The organism is Kitasatospora sp. NPDC001095 (genome assembly GCF_053598615.1).
On record NZ_JBSFKQ010000013.1, the window covers coordinates 26720 to 47016 of the forward strand.

The 20297-nt window shown below is 75.2% G+C and carries 20 protein-coding genes; 9 read left to right on the top strand and 11 right to left on the bottom strand.

The window, feature by feature from the left end:
• The first annotated feature begins 30 nt into the window (after nt 1–30).
• A complete protein-coding gene (locus tag ACWDBB_RS14470; RefSeq protein ID WP_449789882.1) occupies nt 31–1125 on the top strand; it encodes a WD40/YVTN/BNR-like repeat-containing protein in 1095 nt (364 codons plus the stop codon).
• Nucleotides 1126–1408: 283 nt separating this feature from the next.
• Nucleotides 1409–2170 (top strand): GNAT family N-acetyltransferase, encoded by a 762-nt coding sequence (locus ACWDBB_RS14475; RefSeq protein ID WP_449789883.1) that lies wholly within the window; start codon nt 1409–1411, stop codon nt 2168–2170.
• A gap of 92 nt (nt 2171–2262) precedes the next feature.
• Here ACWDBB_RS14475 and ACWDBB_RS14480 read toward each other — a convergent pair whose 3' ends face one another.
• Complete coding sequence (locus ACWDBB_RS14480; RefSeq protein WP_449789884.1) at nt 2263–2439, bottom strand: hypothetical protein; 177 nt, start codon at nt 2437–2439, stop codon at nt 2263–2265.
• A 112-nt stretch (nt 2440–2551) separates the two neighbouring features.
• Between ACWDBB_RS14480 and ACWDBB_RS14485 the strand changes: the two genes are divergently transcribed.
• Nucleotides 2552–3580, top strand: coding sequence for a LacI family DNA-binding transcriptional regulator (locus ACWDBB_RS14485; RefSeq protein WP_449789885.1), 1029 nt, complete (start codon nt 2552–2554; stop codon nt 3578–3580).
• A gap of 137 nt (nt 3581–3717) precedes the next feature.
• On the opposite strand, the gene ACWDBB_RS14490 is transcribed toward ACWDBB_RS14485, so the two are convergent.
• From ACWDBB_RS14490 to ACWDBB_RS14500, 3 genes are all read right to left on the bottom strand, one after another.
• On the bottom strand, nt 3718–4236 hold the full coding sequence (locus tag ACWDBB_RS14490; protein ID WP_449789886.1) for a GNAT family N-acetyltransferase: 519 nt from the start codon (nt 4234–4236) through the stop codon (nt 3718–3720).
• A 128-nt stretch (nt 4237–4364) separates the two neighbouring features.
• Entirely contained in the window at nt 4365–4823 is a 459-nt protein-coding gene (locus tag ACWDBB_RS14495; protein WP_392868819.1) for a molybdopterin-dependent oxidoreductase, read from the bottom strand.
• Between the two features lie 146 nt (nt 4824–4969).
• The gene (locus tag ACWDBB_RS14500) at nt 4970–5380 is read right to left on the bottom strand and encodes a hypothetical protein (RefSeq protein WP_449789887.1); all 411 of its coding nucleotides are present in this window, start codon (nt 5378–5380) and stop codon (nt 4970–4972) included.
• A gap of 250 nt (nt 5381–5630) precedes the next feature.
• Here ACWDBB_RS14500 and ACWDBB_RS14505 point away from each other — a divergent pair, with 250 nt between their 5' ends.
• A complete protein-coding gene (locus ACWDBB_RS14505) occupies nt 5631–6002 on the top strand; it encodes a YciI family protein (protein WP_449789888.1) in 372 nt (123 codons plus the stop codon).
• 52 nt (nt 6003–6054) lie between these two features.
• Nucleotides 6055–7395, top strand: coding sequence for an RNA polymerase sigma factor (locus ACWDBB_RS14510; RefSeq protein WP_449789889.1), 1341 nt, complete (start codon nt 6055–6057; stop codon nt 7393–7395).
• On the opposite strand, the gene ACWDBB_RS14515 is transcribed toward ACWDBB_RS14510, so the two are convergent.
• Nucleotides 7392–7859 (bottom strand): MarR family winged helix-turn-helix transcriptional regulator, encoded by a 468-nt coding sequence (locus ACWDBB_RS14515; protein WP_392870016.1) that lies wholly within the window; start codon nt 7857–7859, stop codon nt 7392–7394. The genes ACWDBB_RS14510 and ACWDBB_RS14515 overlap by 4 nt on opposite strands.
• Nucleotides 7860–8002: 143 nt before the next feature.
• On the opposite strand from ACWDBB_RS14515, the gene ACWDBB_RS14520 reads away from it, so the two are divergent.
• On the top strand, nt 8003–8785 hold the full coding sequence (locus ACWDBB_RS14520) for a dioxygenase family protein (RefSeq protein ID WP_449789890.1): 783 nt from the start codon (nt 8003–8005) through the stop codon (nt 8783–8785).
• A gap of 17 nt (nt 8786–8802) precedes the next feature.
• Here ACWDBB_RS14520 and ACWDBB_RS14525 read toward each other — a convergent pair whose 3' ends face one another.
• Together ACWDBB_RS14525 and ACWDBB_RS14530 are read right to left on the bottom strand one after the other, a co-directional pair.
• Complete coding sequence (locus ACWDBB_RS14525; protein ID WP_449789891.1) at nt 8803–9189, bottom strand: VOC family protein; 387 nt, start codon at nt 9187–9189, stop codon at nt 8803–8805.
• A 4-nt stretch (nt 9190–9193) separates the two neighbouring features.
• Nucleotides 9194–9793, bottom strand: a complete 600-nt coding sequence (locus ACWDBB_RS14530) for a GNAT family N-acetyltransferase (protein WP_449789892.1) — start codon at nt 9791–9793, stop codon at nt 9194–9196.
• A 412-nt stretch (nt 9794–10205) separates the two neighbouring features.
• Between ACWDBB_RS14530 and ACWDBB_RS14535 the strand changes: the two genes are divergently transcribed.
• The gene (locus tag ACWDBB_RS14535; protein ID WP_449789893.1) at nt 10206–11741 is read left to right on the top strand and encodes an AMP-binding protein; all 1536 of its coding nucleotides are present in this window, start codon (nt 10206–10208) and stop codon (nt 11739–11741) included.
• Here ACWDBB_RS14535 and ACWDBB_RS14540 read toward each other — a convergent pair.
• Complete coding sequence (locus ACWDBB_RS14540; protein WP_449789894.1) at nt 11734–12510, bottom strand: helix-turn-helix transcriptional regulator; 777 nt, start codon at nt 12508–12510, stop codon at nt 11734–11736. The genes ACWDBB_RS14535 and ACWDBB_RS14540 overlap by 8 nt on opposite strands.
• Before the next feature lie 183 nt (nt 12511–12693).
• Between ACWDBB_RS14540 and ACWDBB_RS14545 the strand changes: the two genes are divergently transcribed.
• The gene (locus ACWDBB_RS14545) at nt 12694–13512 is read left to right on the top strand and encodes a TIGR03084 family metal-binding protein (protein ID WP_449789895.1); all 819 of its coding nucleotides are present in this window, start codon (nt 12694–12696) and stop codon (nt 13510–13512) included.
• Nucleotides 13513–13624: 112 nt separating this feature from the next.
• A complete protein-coding gene (locus ACWDBB_RS14550; protein WP_449789896.1) occupies nt 13625–14236 on the top strand; it encodes a hypothetical protein in 612 nt (203 codons plus the stop codon).
• A gap of 102 nt (nt 14237–14338) precedes the next feature.
• Here the strand turns inward: ACWDBB_RS14550 and ACWDBB_RS14555 are convergent, their stop codons facing one another.
• The 3 genes from ACWDBB_RS14555 to ACWDBB_RS14565 all read right to left on the bottom strand — a co-directional run bounded on the left by ACWDBB_RS14555 (nt 14339) and on the right by ACWDBB_RS14565 (nt 20087).
• Nucleotides 14339–17629: an error-prone DNA polymerase gene (locus tag ACWDBB_RS14555; RefSeq protein WP_449789897.1), complete on the bottom strand. Its 3291-nt coding sequence runs from the start codon at nt 17627–17629 to the stop codon at nt 14339–14341.
• A 63-nt stretch (nt 17630–17692) separates the two neighbouring features.
• Nucleotides 17693–19423 carry a DNA polymerase Y family protein gene (locus tag ACWDBB_RS14560; protein WP_449789898.1) on the bottom strand — a complete coding sequence of 577 codons (1731 nt, stop codon included), beginning with the start codon at nt 19421–19423 and terminating at the stop codon, nt 17693–17695.
• Nucleotide 19424: 1 nt separating this feature from the next.
• Complete coding sequence (locus ACWDBB_RS14565) at nt 19425–20087, bottom strand: hypothetical protein (protein WP_449789899.1); 663 nt, start codon at nt 20085–20087, stop codon at nt 19425–19427.
• Between the last annotated feature and the right edge of the window lie 210 nt (nt 20088–20297).

The following is a 20297-nucleotide window of genomic DNA, read 5'->3' on the forward strand; positions in this document are numbered from 1 at the left end:
GGGCGTACTCGTGACCAGGTGGTGTGAGGCATGACCGAGGTGCTGTTGGCCGTCGGAACCGAGAAGGGCCTCTTTCTCGGCCGCAGCCGCGACCGGCTTACGTGGGAGTTCAGCGGGCCGCACTTCCCGATGAACGCGATCTACTCCGTTTCCATCGACCGGCGCGACGGCCGGACCAGACTGCTGGTCGGGGCCGACAGCAGTCACTGGGGCCCGTCGGTCTGGCGCTCTGACGACCTCGGCGCCAGCTGGTCCGAGCCGCCGCAGCCGGCCATCCGCTTCCCGGAGTCCACCGGCGCCTCGCTCACCCGGGTCTGGCAGCTCCAGCCCGCCGGAACGGAGGCCCCCGGCGTCGTCTACGCGGGCACCGAGCCGGCCGCGCTGTTCCGCTCCACCGACGGCGGCGAGACCTTCGCACTGGTCGAACAGCTCTGGAACCACCCGCAGCGGCCGCAGTGGGGCGCCGGGTACGGCGGCCAGGGCCTGCACACCATCCTGACCGACCCGCGCGACCCGCAGCGGCTGCTGGTCGCCGTCTCCAGCGGCGGCGTCTACCGCAGCAAGGACGGCGGCGACAGCTGGCAGCCCTCCAACACCGGCCTGCGCGCCGAGTTCTTCCCGGAGGAGCGCCAGTACCCCGAGTTCGGCCAGTGCGTGCACAAGATCGCCCCGGACCCCGTCCACCCGGACCGGCTCTACCTCCAGAACCACGGCGGCGTCTACCGCAGCGACGACTGGGGCGACAGCTGGCACTCGATCGTGGACGGGCTGCCCGCCGAGTTCGGCTTCGCCGTGGCCGCCCACCCGCGCCGGGCCGACACCGCCTACCTCTTCCCGCTCGGCGGCTCGGACGACCGCATCCCGCCCGGCCGCCGCTGCCGGGTCTTCCGCACCACCGACGGCGGCACCAGCTGGGAACAGCTCGCCCAGGGCCTGCCCGGCGAGGACCACTACGGCATCGTGCTGCGCGACGCCCTGCGCACCGACGACGCCGACCCGGCGGGCATCTACTTCGGCAACCGGACCGGCGACGTGTACGGCAGCCGGGACGAGGGCGAGAGCTGGTCGCTGCTGCTCTCCCACCTGCCGGACGTGCTCTGCCTCCGGGCCGCGGTGGTGGCCTGAGTGATCTGAGGGGTCCGAGTGGCCCGAGGCCGTCCGCGGCGGCGGCCCGAGGCGGCGGCCCGAGGCGGCGGCCCGAGGCGGCGGCCCGAGGCGGCGGCCCGAGGCGGCGGCCCGAGGCGGCGGCCCGAGGCGGCGGCCGGAGGCGGCGGCCGGAGGCGGCGGCCGGAGGCGGCGGCCCGAAGCGGCAGTTCGAGGCGGCGGCCGGAAATAACCGGTTGCCGGACGGCGAGGCCTCGGTGAGCATGGGCCGCCGACGAACGACCGTGCGAATGTGGGGTGGGCCATGGCCGAGGACTGGGTGGTCAGGCGGGGTGCCGACGGCGAGCCGGTGCTGCGGTACCAGCTGGACGAGCGGGAGGGACGGCCCTGGGCCGACCTGCTGGAGGTCCTGGACGAGTCGGCGGACGCCGCCGGGTTCATCCGGGCCGAGCTGCCCGGCTGGGTGGTCTCCGGCCCTCCCGGGCTCGGCCGGGAGCTGGCGGCGCAGGGCGCGCGGGTGCTGCGGCACGCCCACACCCTCCGCCGCGACCTGCGCGCCGATCCCCCACCCGCCGACTGGGCGGAGACGCCGCTGCGCGAGGGCCTGCGGCCGGTGCCCTGCGACCGCGCACCCGAGGAGCTGTACGAGGCCTGGCGGGCCGCCTTCCCCGCCGGGCACGTCGACCACTACCCGGGCGAGCGGGCCCAGGTGCTCGCCGAGCGGCTCGGCCCGCTGCTGGCCGGGAAGACCATCGGCCCGGTGCTGCCCTCCAGCGTGCTCGCGGTGGACGCCGAGGACCGCGTCGTCGCCGGGCTGACCCTCACCGACCGCGACGGCCGGCCCTGGGTCGCCGATGTCTTCCGCCACCCGGAGCGCGGCTACCGCGGCCTCGGTGCCGACCTGCTGCGCCGCGCCATCGGGGACGCCGCCGCGCGCGGGCTCGCCGACGTGACCCTGGTGGTGTCCGAGGGCAATCCGGCCCGCCGGCTCTACGAGTCGCTGGGCTTCCTGCTGCAGGAGACCTCCCTGACGGTCGTCGTACCGGACGCCGACACCGCCCGGTAACGGCCCCCGGACTCCGCCCACCACCCGGAGCCCACCACCCGGGACTCGCCACCCGGGGCTCGCCGCCCGGAGCTCGCCCACACCCCCGCGTCTCAGGGCCGGGCGAGTTCCAGGACGGCTATCCCGCCCAGCACGGTGAACGCCGCCGCCAGCCGCAGCCGGCCGAGGCGCTCGCGGAACACCACGGTGGCGATCAGCGCGGCGATCACGATGCTGGTCTCGCGCAGCGCCGCGATCGTCGCGAGGTCTCCCCGGGACTGCGCCCACACCACCAGGCACCCGTCGGGGTGGCCGGGGAGCCCGGCCGGGCACCCGCACGGGGATCCGACCCGAGGCTCGGCAAAACGGGCTGGTCGGAGGGGCTGTGTAGGCTCAACGGTCATGGCGAGGGTGACGCGGGACGATGTGGCGCGGGTGGCGGGGACGTCCACGGCGGTCGTGAGCTATGTGATCAACGACGGGCCGCGGCCGGTGGCGCCGGCGACCCGGGCGCGGGTGCTCGCCGCCGTCGAGGAACTCGGCTACCGGCCGAACCGGGTCGCCCAGGCGATGGCCCGGCGACGGACCGACCTGCTCGGGATGGTCGTCCCGGACGCCCGCCAGCCGTTCTTCGCCGGGCTCGCGCACGCCGTCGAGCAGGCCGCCGCCGAGCACGGCCGGCTGCTGCTGATCGGCAACTCCGACTACGCCGACGAGCGCGAGGCGCACTACATCCGCGCCTTCCTCGGGATGCAGGTCGACGGCCTGATCCTGGTCACCCAGGACCCGGCCACCTCCGGGCTGACCGGCTTCGACGTGGCCGACGGCACCCCCGTGGTGCTGCTGCACCACCGGGCGGAGAGCCCCGACGGCGTCGCCGTGGTCGCGGACGACGAGGGCGGCGCCCGCGAGGTGGTCCGCCATCTGCTCGGGCACGGGCACGCCGGGGTGCACTGCTTCGGCGGCACCCTCGCGCTCAGCCCGCACGACCCGGTCACCGGGCGGACGGCCGGCTGGGTCGCCGCGCTGCGGGAGGCCGGGCTGCCCACCGAGGGGCGGCTCACCCCGGCGCCGTTCGACCGGGTCCGGGCGCACGCCGAGGCGCTCACCCTGCTCGCCCGGCCCGACCGGCCGTCCGCCGTGTTCTGCGCGACGGACGACCAGGCGATCGGCCTGCTGCGGGCCGCCGACGACCTCGGCATCCGGGTGCCGGAGGACCTCGCGGTGGCCGGCTTCGACGACATCGCCGAGGCGGTGATCGCCGGGCCGGCGCTGACCACCGTCACCACGGCGCAGGACGAGATGGCCCGCGCCGCGCTGGAACTCGTCCTCGGCGGGCCGGAGCGCCGCGCCCTGGGCGCCCGCACCTTCCCGGCCCGGCTGGTGGTCCGGCGCTCCTGCGGCTGCCCGCCGGCCGAGGCGCGGGACTGACGCCCGGGTCGGCATGGGGCTGGCGCCGGCGTCGGCATGGGGCTGGCGCCCGGGTCGGTATGGGGCTGGCGCCGGCGTCGGCATGGGGCTGGCGCCCGGGTCGGTATGGGGCTGACGCCCGGGCCCGATGGGGCGGCTCAGCCTTCGATCAGCTCGTCCGCGAGCAGGTCCATCAGCAGGTTGTCGTGCCAGGTGCCGTCCGGGCCGCGCTCGTACTGGCGCATGGTGCCGACGGTGCGGAAGCCGACCTTGGCGTAGCAGTGGATCGCGGCGAGGTTGTCCGCGGCCGGGTCGATCACCAGCCGGTGGTAGTGGTGGTCGTGCACCAGGTGCCGGGCCATCGCCCGCACGGCGTCGGTGCCCAGGCCCAGGCCGTGCACCGTCGGGTCGAGGTAGAGGTCCATCCCGGCGTGCCGGTACTCGTCGTCGTTGTTGGCGTACCACTGGATGGCGCCGACCACCTTGCCGCCGAGGTCGATCGCGAAGGTCTCGGTGCCGGGCGACTCCAGGTCGTTGGCGACCTCGCCGAGCAGGTCGTCGCCGCCCCGCCAGCGGGCGAACACCTCGGGCGTGCCGCGGATGGCCGCCAGTGCCGGGATGTCGTCGCCGGTGGCAGGGCGGAGCGTGACCAAGGCGCCGTGCAGAATCGTCCCCATATGGGGCATGTTGGCATGGAAACCCGGCTCCGGCGAGTGGTTTCGGACCCCCGTCCGGCCCCTTCCGGCGGGCGGCCGCGGAGCGGGGAGGCAGGCCGCTGGGCGGGCGTCAGACGGAGGGGCGGGCGTCAGACTGAAGGGTGCGGGTCGCCGAGGGGGCCGAGCCAGACGGCGGTGACGGCATTGACGTAGCGGGCGCCGCAGTGGTCGTCGGGGACGACGAGCTGCGGGCCGGTGGCGTCCAGCGGGGCGCCGTCCATGCTGGTGGCGAGCAGGATCTCCTGGTCGCCGAAGTCCGGGTCGATCTCGGCCCAGGAGACCACCGCCCGGTGACCGTCGGCGCCGGCCACGGAGAGCAGGAAGCGCAGCCGCTGCTTGCGGCCGGAGAAGTCGATCCGGGGCCGGGCGGCACGCAGCACGTCCAGCAGACGCGGGCCCTCGTAGCCGTGGCGCCGCTCGCCCGCGGTCAGGCAGTCGAAGCCGACCTCGACCCGACGGGCGGGGAGGGCGCGCAGCTGCGCGACCGTGAGTTCGGCGGGGCGGTCGAGGTGGCCGTGGAGTCGGACGGTGGGTCTCGCCGGGGTCATGGGTGCTCCCTCCTCGCGGACCACGGCACTGTGGCCCGCGAGGAGGACTACCCGAGGCGACAGGTAGGCATTCGCAGCTGCCAGGACAAAAGAACTATGTCTCCGCAGTTGCGATGACAGACACCCTGCTCGGCTGGATTCTGCGGTCAGACGCCCTCGAACCGCAGTGCCCGGCGGACGTAGCCCGCGTTGCCCGAGGCGCAGCCGATCAGGACCACGTCCTGCCCGTCCAGGCACTCGAACACGGTCCAGTTCTTCTCGATGGTCTTCGGGTCGCCGTCGCGCCGCTTCCGGACCTCGACCAGCACGAGGTCGCTCGGCAGGTAGCGGGCCCGCACGGTGGCCGCGCGGAGCGGCGAGATCGCGAGCGCGCCGACCGAGGCCTGCAGGAACTCCGCCGTCGGGCGGCAGTAGGGCCGGGCACCGGTGACGCAGCCCTCGAAGAACACCACCCGCCCCTCGGCGAAGGCGTCGCGCTCCTTGCGCTCCTCCACCTTCGACTCGCCGACCGTCGCCCCCAGGATCTCGACGACCGCACCCAGAATGTCCACAAGCATCCGTGTCTCCCCTCCACCGCTCGCACGTGCAGGCCATTCGACCACGGACCGCCCGGACGGCACAGCGGTGCACCCCTTCCCGGCCCGCCTCCCAGCCCGTCGCGCGGCCCGTCCCGCGGCCCGTCTCCCGAGCGCGGACGGGGAGGAGCCGGAAGGATTTCCCCCACGGCGGTGTCGATCCGGCGCCGGCCCGTTCGACGCAGGGGTGAGAGGCGGGGAGAGGCCCCGCCCGCTCGACCGAGGAGTCACCATGCCGCGCTTCATGGCGCTGATCCGCATCGACGAGAACGCCCGCGGCGGCTGGGAGCCGGACCCGGGCTTCGAGCAGCGAATGAGAGCACTGTTCGAAGAGATCACCAGGGCCGGTGTGATGCTGGAGACCGCCGGCCTCACCCCGACCTCCCAGGGCACCCGGCTGACCTGGAGCGACGGGAAGGTCAGCTGCACCGACGGGCCGTTCACCGAGACCAAGGAGGTCGTCGGCGGCTACGCCATCCTCCAGTGCAAGGACCACGCCGAGGCCCTGGAGTGGACCCGACGGTTCCTCCAGAGCCACCCCGCGCACTGGCCGGTGGAAGCCGAGGTCCGGCAGATCGACGAGATGCCGGAGCCGCCGAAGTAGCACCTGCGTCGACGCTTGCCTCCCTCCACACCGGCTGCTCTGATGGGTGGCCGTGACGGAGAGGGCAGTTACCCCCAGGACCACGACGGCGGCTGTCGAGACGGTGTTCCGGATCGAGTCCGCGCGGATCATCGCCAGGGTCGCCCGGATCGTCCGGGACGTCGGCATCGCCGAGGAGCTGGCGCAGGACGCGCTGGTGGCCGCGCTGGAGCGGTGGCCCCGGGAGGGCGTACCGGACAACCCGGGCGCCTGGCTGACGGCCACCGCCAAGCACCGGGCGATCGACCTGGTGCGCCGCCGGGAGGTCTACGCCCGCAAGCTCGCCGAGGTGGGGCGGTCCGCGGGGGACGTGCCGCCCCCGGAGCCGGCCGCCCCGGACGACATCGACGACGACCTGCTGCGGCTGATCTTCACCGCCTGCCACCCGGTGCTGTCCGCGGACGCGCGGATCGCGCTCACCCTCCGGCTGCTCGGCGGGCTGGCCACCCCGGAGATCGCCCGCGCCTTCCTGGTGCCCGAGCCGACGGTGGCGCAGCGGATCGTCCGGGCGAAGCGGGCGCTGGCGAAGGCGGGCGTGCCGTTCGAGGTGCCGTACGGGGAGGACCGGACGCGGCGGCTCTCCTCGGTGCTGGAGGTCATCTACCTGATCTTCAACGAGGGCTACTCGGCGACCGCGGGGGACGACCTGCTCCGCCCCCGGCTGTGCGAGGACGCGCTGCGGCTGGCCCGGGTGCTGGCCGTGCTGATGCCGGCCGAGCCGGAGGTGCACGGGCTGGCCGCACTGCTGGAGTTCCAGGCCTCGCGCACGATCGCCCGGACCGGGCCGGACGGGCGGCCGGTGCTGCTCGCCGAGCAGAACCGGGCCCGCTGGGACGGGCTGCTGATCCGGCGCGGCTTCGACGCCCTGGAACAGGCGGGCACCGGGCCGTACTCGGTGCAGGCCGCGATCGCCGCCTGCCACGCCCGGGCGCGACGCTACGCGGACACCGACTGGGGGACGATCGCCGCACTGTACGAACGACTGCTGGCGCTGTCGCCGTCCCCGGTGGTGGCGCTGAACCGGGCGGTGGCGGTCTCGATGGCGCGGGGCCCGGCTGCGGCGCTGGAGCTGGTGGACGGGCTGGCGGCGGAGCCGGCGCTGCGCGGCTACCACCTGCTGCCGAGCGTGCGGGGCGACCTGCTGGCCCGGCTGGGGCGGGCGGCGGAGGCCCGGGAGGAGTTCGAGCGGGCGGCGGGGCTGACCCGCAACGAGCGGGAGCGGGAGCTGCTGCTGGAGCGGGCGGCGGCGCTCGGCGGGGGGCAGGGTGGCGAGGGGCGGGGTGGCGAGGGCAAGGGGGCCTCCGCCGGCTCCGGCCGGGAGGACTCCCCCGACTCCGGCTCCGACTCCGGCTAGGAGTCCTCCTCCAGCCGCAGTCGTGCGCTGACCGCGCCGAGGCCCTCGGCGAGCACCGCGAGCTGCTCGCGAGTGAGCACGTCGATCAGCAGCTCGCGCACCAGGGCGACGTGCCCGGGTGCGGCCTGGCGCAGCATCTCCCGGCCCTGGTCGGTGAGTTCGGCGATGACGCCGCGCACGTCGCTGGGGCAGGAGCGGCGGGCGACCAGGCCCGCCCGCTCCAGCTGGGTGACCTGGTAGGTCAGCCCGCTCTTGGAGGTGACCAGCTTGTCGGCGAGTTCGGTCATCCGCAGCGAGTCGCCGGGGGCGGCGGACAGGTGCACCAGGATCTCGTACTGCTGGTGGGAGAGGCCGGAGTCCTCCTTGAGCTGGCGTTCCAGCCGCCGGTTCAGCAGGTTGCTCGCAGTGACGAAGCCCCGCCAGGCGGCCGCCTCGTCCCGGTCCAGCCAGCGGGGTTCGTTCAGTGAGGACATGGGGTGAAGCCTACTCCTGTTGTTCAAATTCGAACGAAGGTGTACCGTCGATCGGAGTAAACGTTCAAATTTGAACTACCTGACCCGAACTGCCAGACCCGCCCACCGGTCGAAACGGTCCCGAGGAGGACGCCATGAGCACCGCGGCCCCCGAGCGCATGCCCGCCCTGTACCTGTCGCACGGCGCCCCGCCGCTGGCCGACGACCCGGTCTGGCCGGGCGAGCTGGCCGCCTGGTCCGCCGACCTGCCCCGGCCCAAGGCCGTCCTGATGGTCTCCGCCCACTGGGAGGAGGCCCCGCTCGCCCTCGGCGCCGTCACCACCGTCCCGCTGGTCTACGACTTCTGGGGCTTCCCCGAGCACTACTACCGGGTCCAGTACGCCGCCCCCGGCGCACCGGAGCTCGCCGAGCGCGTGCGCAAGCTGTTGCGCGCCCCCGGCACGCTCGTCCAGGACATCCCCGACCGCGGACTCGACCACGGCGCGTACGTCCCGCTGGTGGAGATGTACCCGGACGCCGACGTCCCGGTGCTCCAGGTCTCGCTGCCCACCCTCGACCCGCAGCGGCTGATGGAGATCGGCCGCAAGCTCGCCCCGCTGCGCGACGAGGGCGTACTGATCGTCGGCAGCGGCTTCTTCACCCACAACCTGCGGGCGCTCAGCAGGGACGGACGGGTCACCTCGGTGATGGCCGAGTTCGACGACTGGGGCCGGCGCGCCCTGGCGGCCCAGGACCTGGACGCGCTGCTCGACTTCGAGCACAAGGCCCCGGCCGGACGCCTGGCCCACCCGCGCACCGAGCACTTCGCCCCGCTGTTCGTCACCCTCGGCGCCGGCGAGGCCGACCTGGACAGCCAGCGCAGCGTCATCGACGGGTTCTGGATGGGCCTGGCCAAGCGCTCGATCCAGCTGGGCTGAGCCGCCCGGCCGGGCGGTCAGGCGTCGCCGGTGGCGACCCGCTCGGCCTGGCTGCGCTCGACGCACAATTCGTTGCCCTCCGGGTCGGACAGGGTGACCCACCCCTTGCCGTCCGGCCGGCGGTGGTCCTCCAGGACGGTGGCGCCCAGGGCCACCAGGCGCTCCACCTCCTCGTCCCGGCCGCGGTCCTGCGGCTGGAGGTCGAGGTGGACCCGGTTCTTCACCGACTTGCCCTCGGGCACCCGGATGAAGAGCAGCGAGGCGCCGGCGGACTCCACCACGGCCATCTCGTCACCGGGCTTGTCGTCCGCGCCCAGGGTGCCTTCCAGCGCCTCGACCCAGAAGCCGGCCAGGGCGTACGGGTCGGCGCAGTCGATCGTCACATGTCGTACCAAAGAAGCCATGCGCCTACTCTGAAGTGCGCCGAGCGGATCCGTCCAGCCAATTCCGGGAGTGCCGGTGGCCGTCCAGCGGGTACGGCGGGAAGGCCGGGACGATCTCCGTGAAGGCGTAGCCGCTCTTCTCCGCGACCCGGCAGGAGGCGTGGTTGTCGCCCTCGTGCAGCAGGTCGATCCGGCGCAGACCGTCGGCGGCGAAGGTGGCGAAGGCCCAGGCGGTGAGGGCCTCCACCGCGCGCGGCGCCACCCCCCGGCCGCGGGCCGGGCCGGCCGTCCAGTACCCCACCTCGGCCCTCTCCCCGCCCGGGGTGCCGCGCTTGAGCACGACGTTGCCGACCAGCTCGCCGGCGTCCAGGACGGCGAAGGAGTACCGGGTCCCGGCCGCCCGGCCCTCGTGCTGGAGCCGCAGCCAGTGCGCGGCCTGCTCGGCGTCGTTCACCGGGGTGCGGGTGAAGCGGCGCAGGGTCTCGTCGCGGTAGGCCTCGACCAGGGCGGGCGCGTCGGCGTCCTCGAAGGGCCGCAGCACCAGGCCGTCGGCCGAAATGGCCGCGGTGGCGGTCACTTGAGGCCCTCCCAGCCCCAGCGAGGCGTCGGGCCGGTGGTCGTTCATGATGTGCTCCCCGTGGGTGGACCGTGCGTTGCGGCCTTCCTAGCAGTCGGCGGGCGCGGACGCAGGCACTGCGGCCCGCTGTCCGCGCCGGGCGCAGCAAGCGGAGGGTCGGGCTCCAGCTGACTGGCCCGGCGGCGGGCCGCGGCCGCTGCTGGACTGCCGGGGCGGGGACGTGCCGGCGAACCGGCCGTCCGGGCGGGTGCTGGGGATCGCCCGGGAGCGGCTGGCGGCGGCACTGGCGGCGGCCGCGGCACCCCGGGCGAGGCGGGGCGGGTGGGGGTGGGGGTGGGGGCGGGTGCGGGCGGGGATACGGGCACGGGCACAACCGTGGGCACGGGTGCGGTACCCACGGACGGGTGACACCCCCGATCGGGGGTGTGCAGGGCGCGGGCCGGGGAGGACAGTGGGCCCCATGCAGATTCCACTCTCCGTGATGGACTTCCTCGACCGGGCCGAGCTGGTCTACGGCGACCGGGTCGGCATCGTCGACGAGCCGGTGCAGCCGGCCGAATCCTGGGGCGAGCTGAGCTACCGCAGGGTCGCCGAGCTGGCCCGGGCCCAGGCCGCCGGACTGGACCGGCTCGGCGTCGGGCCGGGCGAGCGGGTCGCGATCGTCTCGCACAACTCGGCCCGGCTGCTGACCTCCTTCTTCGGGGTGAGCGGGTACGGCCGGGTGCTGGTGCCGGTGAACTTCCGGCTGAAGGCCGAGGAGGTGTCGTACATCGTCGAGCAGAGCGGCGCCTCCGTGCTGCTGGTCGACCCCGAGGTCGCGGACTCGCTGGGCGGGGTGGTGGCCAAGCACAAGTTCGTGCTCGGCGCGGACAGCGACGCCGTGCTGTACGACTTCGACGGCACCCCGCGGCGCTACGCGGGGGACGAGAACGACACCGCCACCATCAACTACACCAGCGGAACCACCGCCCGCCCCAAGGGCGTTCAGCTCACCCACCGCAACATCTGGTTGAACGCGACGGTGATGGCCCTGCACTACGGCGCCGGCGACCGGGACGTCTACCTGCACACCCTGCCGATGTTCCACGCCAACGGCTGGGGCCTGCCGTTCTCGCTCACCGGCCTGGGCGCGCAGCACATCGTGCTGCGCAAGGTGGACGGCGCGGAGATCCTGCGCCGGGTCGAGCGGCACGGGGTGACCTTCCTGTCCGGCGCACCCGCCGTGGTCCAGATGGTGCTGGACGCCGCCGCCGACTGGGACGGCCCGGTGCCCGGCCGGGACCGGGTGCGGATGATCGTGGCCGGCGCCCCGCCGCCGACCTCGGTGATCCAGCAGGTCGAGGAGCAGCTGGGCTGGGAGTTCATGCAGCTCTACGGCCTGACCGAGACCTCCCCCGTGGTCACGGTCAACCGCTCGCGGGCCGAGTGGGACGCGCTCCCGGCCGCCGAGCGGGCCGAGAAGCTGGTGCGGGCGGGCGCCCCGGCGCTCGGCACCCGGCTGCGGGTGGATCCCTCCGGAGAGGTGCTGGTGCGCTCCAACACCGTGCTGGACGGCTACTGGCAGCAGCCCGAGGCGAGCGCCGAGGCGCTGCGCGACGGCTGGTTCCACACCGGCGACGGCGGCACCCTCACGGACGGCCTGCTGACCATCTCGGACCGCAAGAAGGACGTCATCATCAGCGGCGGGGAGAACGTCTCCTCGATCGAGGTGGAGGACTGCCTGTACGACCACCCGGCGGTCGCCGAGACGGCGGTGATCGGGGTGCCGCACGAGAAGTGGGGCGAGACGGTGAAGGCGCTGGTGGTGCTCCGGGAGGGCCACGAGGCGGTCACCGAGGCCGAGTTGATCGCGCACTGCAAGCAGCGGCTGGCGGGCTACAAGTCGCCCACCACGGTGGAGTTCCGGGACTCCCTGCCGCGCACCGCCACCGGGAAGCTGCAGAAGTTCCGGCTGCGCGAGCCGTATTGGTCCGGGCGGGACCGCCAGGTCAACTGACGAGCCCCGACTCCCGCGCCGCGAGGGCGAGTTCGGTCCGATTGCGGACCCCGAGCTTGTGCATCGCGGACTTGAGGTAGCCCGTCACCGTGTTGCAGGTCAGGCCCAGCCGGGCGGCGATCTCCGGGTTGGTCCGGCCGGTCGCCGCCCAGCGCAGCACCTCGTGCTCGCGCGGGGTCAACGGCGGTACGGTGGAGGGATTCCGGGGCCGCTCGCGGTTCCACGCGGCGGCTCCGGCGAGCGCCCGGGCCGCCGCTTTCGCCAGCGTGCCGACCGCGGAGATCCGCACGTCCCCGAACGGGACGACGGTGCGCAGCGAGGCGTACACCACGCCGTGCACGGTGCCGCCGTCCATCAGCGGGACGGTGAGCATCGCGTACAGGTCGTCGGCGGCCACGGCCGCGTCGTAGTGGTGCGAAATGTTCGTCGCCGCACGGTAGTCGGGCACCCAGGTGGGTGCGCGCTCGGCGAGCGCCCGGCCGCCGAGGCCGAGTCCGGCCGGGACGGGTATGTCGTGCAGCAGGTCGGCCCGGGTGCCGGCCCAGTGCCGCAGCACCATGCCCTCGGCGTCGGGACGACTGCCGGGCAGCGGCTCGGGCACGCCGACCAGGCCGACGTCGACGCCGCACTCCGCCACCACCCGGCGGGCGAGGTCGCCGAGCACGGCCTCGCGCACCAGCTCGGCGGCGCGCGCGGCGAGTTGGGGATCGTCGGGTTGCGCAGCGTCGTCGAGGGGTTGCGCAAGGCGGGGGTCCGCAGCCCTGGTCATCGCGGAATTGTCACACGCGGTGGGGCCGGTGGCGAGAGTCCTGACATGCGTGTTTCGTGGAGTCGCGGACGCCGGCGGCTGCCCGGGCGTAGGGTGCGCGCGGACGCTACCGGCGGGTGGTGAGCACCGGCGGAAGCGGGTGCTGGCCACCGGCGGCAACCGCCTTGACCGGAAGGGGAACCGATGACCGAGCCGAAGGCCCCGGACGACGTCCTGGGCGGTCTGCTGGCGGACCTGCGAACCGAGAGCGCGGTGCTGGACGACCTGGTCGCCGGACTGCCGGCCGAGGACTGGGCCCGCCCGACGCCCGCCGAGGGCTGGACGGTGGCCCACCAGATCGCCCACCTGGCCTGGACGGACGACTGGACGGCGCTGGCCGCGCGCGATCCGGAGGGCTTCGGCGCCTCGCTCGGCGGGCGGTTCGCCGAGTTGTCGGCGGCCGGCGCCGACCCGGTCGAGGAGGGCGCCCGCGCCGGAGCGGCCGCCGAGCCCGCGGCGCTGCTCGCCCGCTGGCGGGCCGGGCGGGCGGAGGTGCTGGCCACGCTCGGCGCGGCCCCGGCCGACGTCCGGCTGCCCTGGTTCGGCCCGCCGATGAAACCCGCCTCGATGGCGACCGCGCGGCTGATGGAGACCTGGGCGCACGGCCAGGACGTCGCGGACGCGCTCGGCGCCACCCGCGAGCCCACCGACCGGCTGCGGCACATCGCCCACCTGGGGCTGCGCACCCTGGGCTTCGCCTTCACCCTGCACGGGCTGCCCGCGCCCGAGCGCCCGGTCCGGCTCGAACTGGCCGCGCCCGACGGCGGCACCTGGTCCATCGGCCCGGCCGGGGCGCAGGACGTGGTGGCCGGGCCGGCCCTGGACTTCTGCCTGCTGGTGACCCAGCGCCGCCACCGGGACGACCTCGCCCTCACCGCCACCGGGCCGGTCGCGACCGCTTGGCTCCCGATCGCCCAGGCCTTCGCCGGGGCGCCGGGCAAGGGTCGACCGCCCGGGGCGTAGGGCGGGCGCCTGGACGCAGGGTGTACGGCGCGCACCGGGGGGCGCGGGCCGCGAGGGGACACGCACCGGGCCCCGGGGATCCGTTGTCGGCCCCCGGGATTGAATGGTGGGCATGAACGACCTGCTCAGCCGCCTGCCCGCCATCCCCGACCTGCGCGACCGCTGCCGCGCGCTGGCCATGCTCGACGCGATCATCTGCCCGGACGACTGGGCGGCGCGGTACTACTCCTTCGACTCCGCCTGGGGCGAGGGCGAGGAGATGGCCTCGATGCGCGACGGCGAGGGGTCCGACTGGTTCATGGTGTTCTCCCCCGCCGGCGTCTACGGGCGGGGCTTCGGCCACGGGGCCGGGAACAGTCCGGAGCTGCTCGCGGCCGTCCCCGAGGAGTTCCGCCGCTTCGCCGAGGAGCCCGCCTTCCAGGACGAGGACGGGCCGGTCGTGACGGTCTGCTTCTGGCGCGCGCCGCAGGACGCCGCCTGGCGCGGCGCGGCCGCCGAGCGGGGCGCGGAGGGCCTCTTCGAGCTGCTGCTGGACGGTTCCGCGGAGGCCTACCTGGCGTGGGCCGAGGAGTACTTTGAGCCGGAGCACGAGCTGGACCCGGCCGCGATCGGGCACGTCCTGGCGCTGCGCCCGCTCACCCCGGCCGTGGTGGCGGCGCTCAACCCGGACACCGACCTGGAGGAGCTCGCCGAGGACCTCGCGGAGATCGGCTACCCGGTCTGACGCTCTGACGCACCGCACGGACAACGCCCGCCCGCCGCACGGACGGCGCCTTCCCGCCGCCCGGCCTCGCCGAGCGGCCCGTCCTCCGGAACGGGGGGCCGCTCACAGGCCGATCCGCAGCGGGGTGAGCCGGGTGGCGATCAGGTTGGTGGCGCCCCGGTCGCGCTCGATGTGCCCGTGGACCAGCAGCCCGGCCCGGTCCAGGGCGGTGCGGCGCTGGGACTCCCAGACCGGACGGTTGCAGATCACGTTGATCAGCCCGGTCTCGTCCTCCAGGCTGAGGAAGAGCACCCCGCCGGCCGTCGGCGGCCGCTGCCGGTGGGTGACCAGGCCGCCGACCACCACGGCCGTCCCCGGCGGCACGTCCGGGAGCCGGTCGGCGGAGAGGGCTCCGCCGCGCTCCAGCTGGGCGCGCAGGTGCTGGAGCGGATGGCTGGTGGCGGAGGTGCCGGTGGCCCACAGGTCGGCGATGGTCTCTTCGACCGGGCTCATGCCGGGCAGCTCCGGCGCCTCGGTGCCGGGGGTGGCGCCGGGGATCAGCTCGGCCGAGATTCCGGCGAACGCCCCTGCCGCCCACAGCGCCTGACGTCGCGTCAGTCCGAAGCAGTCGAAGGCCCCGGCCGTCGCCAGCGCCTCCAGGACGGGCCCCGGCAGTCCGGTGCGGCGGGCGAAGTCCTCCAGGTCGGCGTACGGCTGCCCGGCCACGATCGCCTCGGCCTGCGGGGTGCCGATGCCGCGCACCGTCTCCAGGCCGAGCCGGATCGCCGGCTGCGGGCGCCCTGCGGTCAGCGGCGGCTTGGGGGTCGGCCCCCGGTACGGCTCCAGGGAGGGCCGCGCCCCGCTGGCGTTGACGTCCACCCCGCGCACCCGCACGCCGTGCCGCCGGACGTCCGCGACCAGGCTGAGCGGCGAGTAGAAGCCCATCGGCTGGTTGGCCAGCAGGGCGCAGGTGAAGGCCGCAGGGAAGTGGTACTTGAGCCAGGCGCTGGCGTACACCAGGTAGGCGAAGCTGATCGCGTGGCTCTCCGGGAAGCCGTAGTTGGAGAAGGCCTCGATCTTGCCGTAGACGTCCTCGGCCACCTCGGGCGGGATGCCGCGCTCGGCCATCCCGCCCAGCAGCCGCTCGCGCAGCCGGGCGACCCGCTCGTGCGAGCGCTTGGCGCCCATCGCCTGGCGCAGCCGGTCGGCCTCCGCGGGGGTGAACCCGGCGCAGTCGATGGCGAGTTGCATCATCTGCTCCTGGAACAGCGGCACCCCCAGGGTCTTGCCGAGCGCGTTCTCCATCAGCGGGTGCGGGCAGCCGGGCGGCTCGGCCCCGGCGCGGCGGCGCAGGTACGGGTGGACGGATCCGCCCTGGATCGGGCCGGGTCGGATCAGCGCGACCTCGACCACCAGGTCGTAGAAGTGGTCCGGCTTGAGCCGGGGCAGGGTCGCCATCTGCGCCCTGGACTCGACCTGGAACACCCCGACGGTGTCGGCCCGGCGCAGCATCGCGTACACGCCCTTGTCGTCGTCCGGGATGGTGGCCAGGTCGTAGCGCAGGCCGTGGTGCTCCGCGACCAGGTCGCAGGCGTCGTGCAGGGCCGCGAGCATGCCGAGGCCGAGCAGGTCGATCTTCACCAGCCCGGCGCCGGCGGTGGACTCCTTGTCCCACTGGAGCACGGAGCGCCCGGGCATCCGGGCCCACTCGGTGGGACAGATCTCGCCGATCGGCTCCCGGGTGAGCACCATGCCGCCCGAGTGGATGCCCAGGTGGCGGGGCAGGCCGTGGAGCTGGGTGGCGAGCTGGAGCACGTCGGCGGGGATGACGGCGTCCGCGCCGGGGGCGGAGCGGAAGTCGGTCTGCCGGCTGAACGCGTCCACCTGCCCCTGCGGGTAGCCGAGCACCCGGGCGGCGTCGCGGATCGCCAGCCGGGGCCGGTAGGTGATCACGTTGGCGACCTGGGCGGCGTGCTCGCGCCCGTAGCGGCCGTAGACGTACTGGATGACCTCCTCGCGGCGGCGGTTCTCGATGTCCAGGTCGATGTCGGGCGGCCCGTCCCGGGCGGTGGAGAGGAAGCGTTCGAACAGCAGCTTGTAGTGGATCGGGTCGACGGCGGTGATCCCGAGGGCGTAGCAGACCGCCGAGTTGGCGGCCGAGCCGCGGCCCTGGCACCAGATGTCCCGGCTCCGGCAGAAGTCCACGATGTCGTGCACGATCAGGAAGTAGCCGGCCAGGTCGAGGTCCTCGATCACGTCCAGTTCCTTGGCGAGCTGGCGGCGGGCGGCGGCGTTGCCGGGGCCGAACCGGGCCGGGCCGCCGGCCGCGACCAGGGCCCGCAGGTGGCTGATCTCGGTCTCGCCCGCGGGGACGGGGAAGCCGGGCAGCTCCGGGTCCAGCCGGGCGAAGTCGAAGGCGCAGGCCCGGCCGAGTTCGACGGTGGCCCGCTGCACTCCGGGGAAACGGGCCAGCCGGCCGGCCATCTCGCGGCCCGAGCGCAGGTGCGCGGTGCCGGCCGCCCGGGTCCAGCCGACCGCGTCCTGGAGGGTGCGGCGCCCGTGCAGCGCGGCGAGGCTCTGCGCGAGTCGGCCCTGGGCGGGGCCGGCGTGGTGGGCGTTGGTGGAGGCGACGACGGGGAGACCCGCCTTCGCCGCGAGGGCGGCGAGGGCGTCGTTGCGCCGGTCGTCGCCGGGCAGCCACTGGTCGATCAGCTCGACGTGGACGTTCTCGCGGCCGAACGCCTCGGTGAGGGTGCGGAGTCGGTGCTCGGCCTCGCTCCGGGTGGCGGGTGGGGTGGCGTTCCGGTGGGCGCTCGGGCGGGTGCCCGGGTCGGCGGGCGGGTCGGCCAGCGCGGCGGGGACCCGGCCGAGGCGGCAGCCGGTGAGCACCGCCCAGTGACCGTCGTGCGCCCCGGCGAGCGCCTCGAGGTCGTACACCGGGTTGCCCTTGGCGCCGCCGGCCAGCTGGGCGGCGGCGATCGCGGCGGAGAGGCGGCGGTAGCCGGCCGGGTCACGGGCGAGGACCAACAGGTGTTCCGTCGAACTTTCGTGACGGATCGTCAGTTCGGCGCCGAACGCGGTGGCCAGGCCCGTGCCCCGGGCCGCCCCGGCGAGCCGGACGGCGCCGTACAGGCCGTCGTGGTCGGTGATCGCGAGGGTCTCCACGCCCAGCCGGACCGCCTCCGCGACCAGGTCCTCCGGATCGCTGGCGCCGTCCAGGAAGCTGAAGGCGGAGTGGACGTGCAGCTCGGCCCAGGGTTCGGGGCCGGGTTCGGGGCCGGGGCCCGGGGTCGGGGGCTCCTCGGGAACGGGACGGGTGCGGCGCAGCGGGACGACCGTACGGTCCGGCGCGGCACCGGTCAGTCTGCGGTGCAGCTCGCTCCAGGGAACGGTGGGGTGGCTGGTGAAGCCCATCGGGGTCGCCTTCGTCGTTCTCGTACTCGTCCTGCTCCCCCCTCCCACTGGGTTCCGGAGCCGCTAGTCGTAGCCGGCTTCCAGGTACCAGGCACCCCCCTCCACGGTGAGCAGCAGCGCCCGGCCGCCGCCCACCACGACCTGGAACCGCGCCCGGCGCCGGGCCAGCGACTGGTCCCACCAGTACTCGACCGCCGGCCATGGCCCGGTCCAGCCGTCCACCCGCTCCTCCCGGCCCCGGACCACGACCAGGGCCGGCCGGGCCGACACCCCCGCCCGGCCGTCCACCGTGACCGGCCGCCCGGCCCCGTCCAGCACCCGCACCGACGCCGGCTCCCGCAGCACCACGGCGGGCCACACCTCCGGCAGCCGCCCCGGCCAGGGCGCGTCGGCCGGCACCGCCGCCTCGTACGGCTCGCCCCACGGCACCTTGACCACCTGCTCGCCCGGGCCCCGCCCGCCGGCCGGCTCGATCCGGCGCAGCCCGGCGTGCCCGAGCACCGCCTGCACCCTGGCGACCGCGCGCTCCACCCGGTCGTCCGCGACGGCTTGGCCCCACAGCGCGAGCTGGCGGCCCTGGTCCGGGGAGAGGCCGTCGGGGGCCAGCCGGAGCAGGGTGAAGCCGACCTGGCCGTCCGGGGCGCTGCTCGGATCGCTGCCCCGGGCGCTGCTCGGGTCGCTGCTCGGGTCACTGCTCTGGTCGTTGCGCGCGGAGGCGCCCTCGGAGGTGCCCGCGAAGGTGCCCGCGCCCTGCCAGGCCTGGAGCTGCCAGCGGACCCGCTCGGCCAGCGCCGTCGCGGACAGCCGGCCCTCGTGCCCCCACAGCCGGGAGGCCGTCCGGCCGTCCGCGCAGGCCACCTCGACGGCCACCCGGCGGCAGGTCAGCCCGGCCCCGGCGAGCCGCTGGTGCAGCTGCTCGGCCAGCGTGCGGGCGACGAACACCAGCGGCTCGGCCAGCAGCTCCGGCGGGTCGAAGCGCTGCTCGACGGCGAGGTCCGGCTCCTCCTCGCGCGGCACCAGCGGGCGCGGCTGCAAGCCTCGGGCCAGCCGGTGCGCGACCGTCCCGGAGGGGCCGAAGCGGTCCGCGACCGACTCGGCCGGCAGCGCGGCGAAGGCCCCGACGGTGGGCAGGCCGAGCCGCCCGAGCAACTCGGCCAGCGCCTCGTCACCCAGCGCGCTCACCGGGTACGGGGCGAGGAACTCCGCCGTCCGGCCGGCCGGGACCAGCACCCCGGCCCGGGCGGCGAGCACGGCGGCGAACAGGCCGTCGGCGACGCCGACCTGGGCCTGCGGAGCGGTTGCCGACCGGGCCTCGACGGATCGGGCTTCGACGGGCCGGGCTTCGACGGGCGCCGCAACCGGGACGGCCACCGCACCCGGGACGGCGTCCGGGACGAGCGGCTGCCCGAGGGCGTCCGCCACCGCTCTGCCGACCTTGGCGGCCAGCGCCTCCTCACCGCCGAAGTAGCGGCCCGGGCCCTTCACCGGGATCGCACACAGGCCCGGGCGGATCACCTCCACCCGGGGCGTGAACGCCTCCACCGCCGCGACCACCGGCTCGAAGCGGCGGGTCTCCGCCTCCGGGTCGCGGTCGCGCAGTTCCAGCGACGGGCAGAGCCGCTGAGCCAGCTTGAGCCGCTGCCCCTGCCGCACCCCGGCCTCCCGGGCGCCCGCCGAGCAGGCGAGGATCCGCCCGCCCTCGGTCACCGCGACCGGGTCGTCGCCGGTGAGGGCCACCACCGGCCAGTCCGGGCACCAGACCACCAGCACCCGGGGGGTTCTGTCGTCCGCCATCTCAGACCACCGCCGCCACGCGGGGGGCCAACGGCTCCGCCGCCGGTATCACCGGGATCGCCGGGATTGCCGCCGGTTGTGGCTGTTCCCGGAGCGGCTGCTCCTGGAGCGGGCGCACCGCGCCGTGCTCGTCCGGCAGCCAGAGCCGGGCCGTCCGGCCGTGCACCGCCGAGCCGCGGCCCTCGGCCACCACCTCCACCTGTCGGCCGACGAGCTGCCCGTGGCCGTCGCCCAGCCCGAACCAGCGCCCCGAGCGCACCCCCAGCCGCAGTGCCGCGCCCGGCCATGGGCCGGCGACCAGCAGCACGCAGCCGCTGCGCCGCAGCACCGCCGCCAGCCGGGCGGCCAGCTTCGGCGGCACCGGCCCGTCCGGGCGCAGCATGATCAGCTCGACCGCGCCGGCCAGCACCGAGACCACCTCGGCCCAGTGCGCCCCCGGGTCGTCCACGACCAACAGCCGTCGCAGGTCCAGCCCGTACCCCTCGGCGGCGGCCAACCCCAGGTCCGGCAGTCCGACCGCCGCGGCCCAGCCGCCCTCGGTCTCCTTCACCCCGGCGGCCAGCGCCAGCAGCAGCCCGGTGTCCCCGCCCGCCACCGACACCGCCGTCCCCCGGCGCAGCCCGGCGTCGGGCAGCACCTCCCGCAGCGCGGAAGGCACCGGCACCAGCCCCCGGGCCCCCACCGCCGTCTGCCAGGTACCCGGCGTCCCCCGCTCCTCTCGCTCCCCCTGCTCCCCCGGCTTCCCCGGCACGGCAGCCGGGGACGCCACCGGGCGGAGCACGGGGCGGGCGGGCTGCTCAGCGGTGGATTCGAAAACAGATTCGAAAACGGGCACAACCCCAGGATCGAACATTCGTTCGCAAAGATTCAAGTC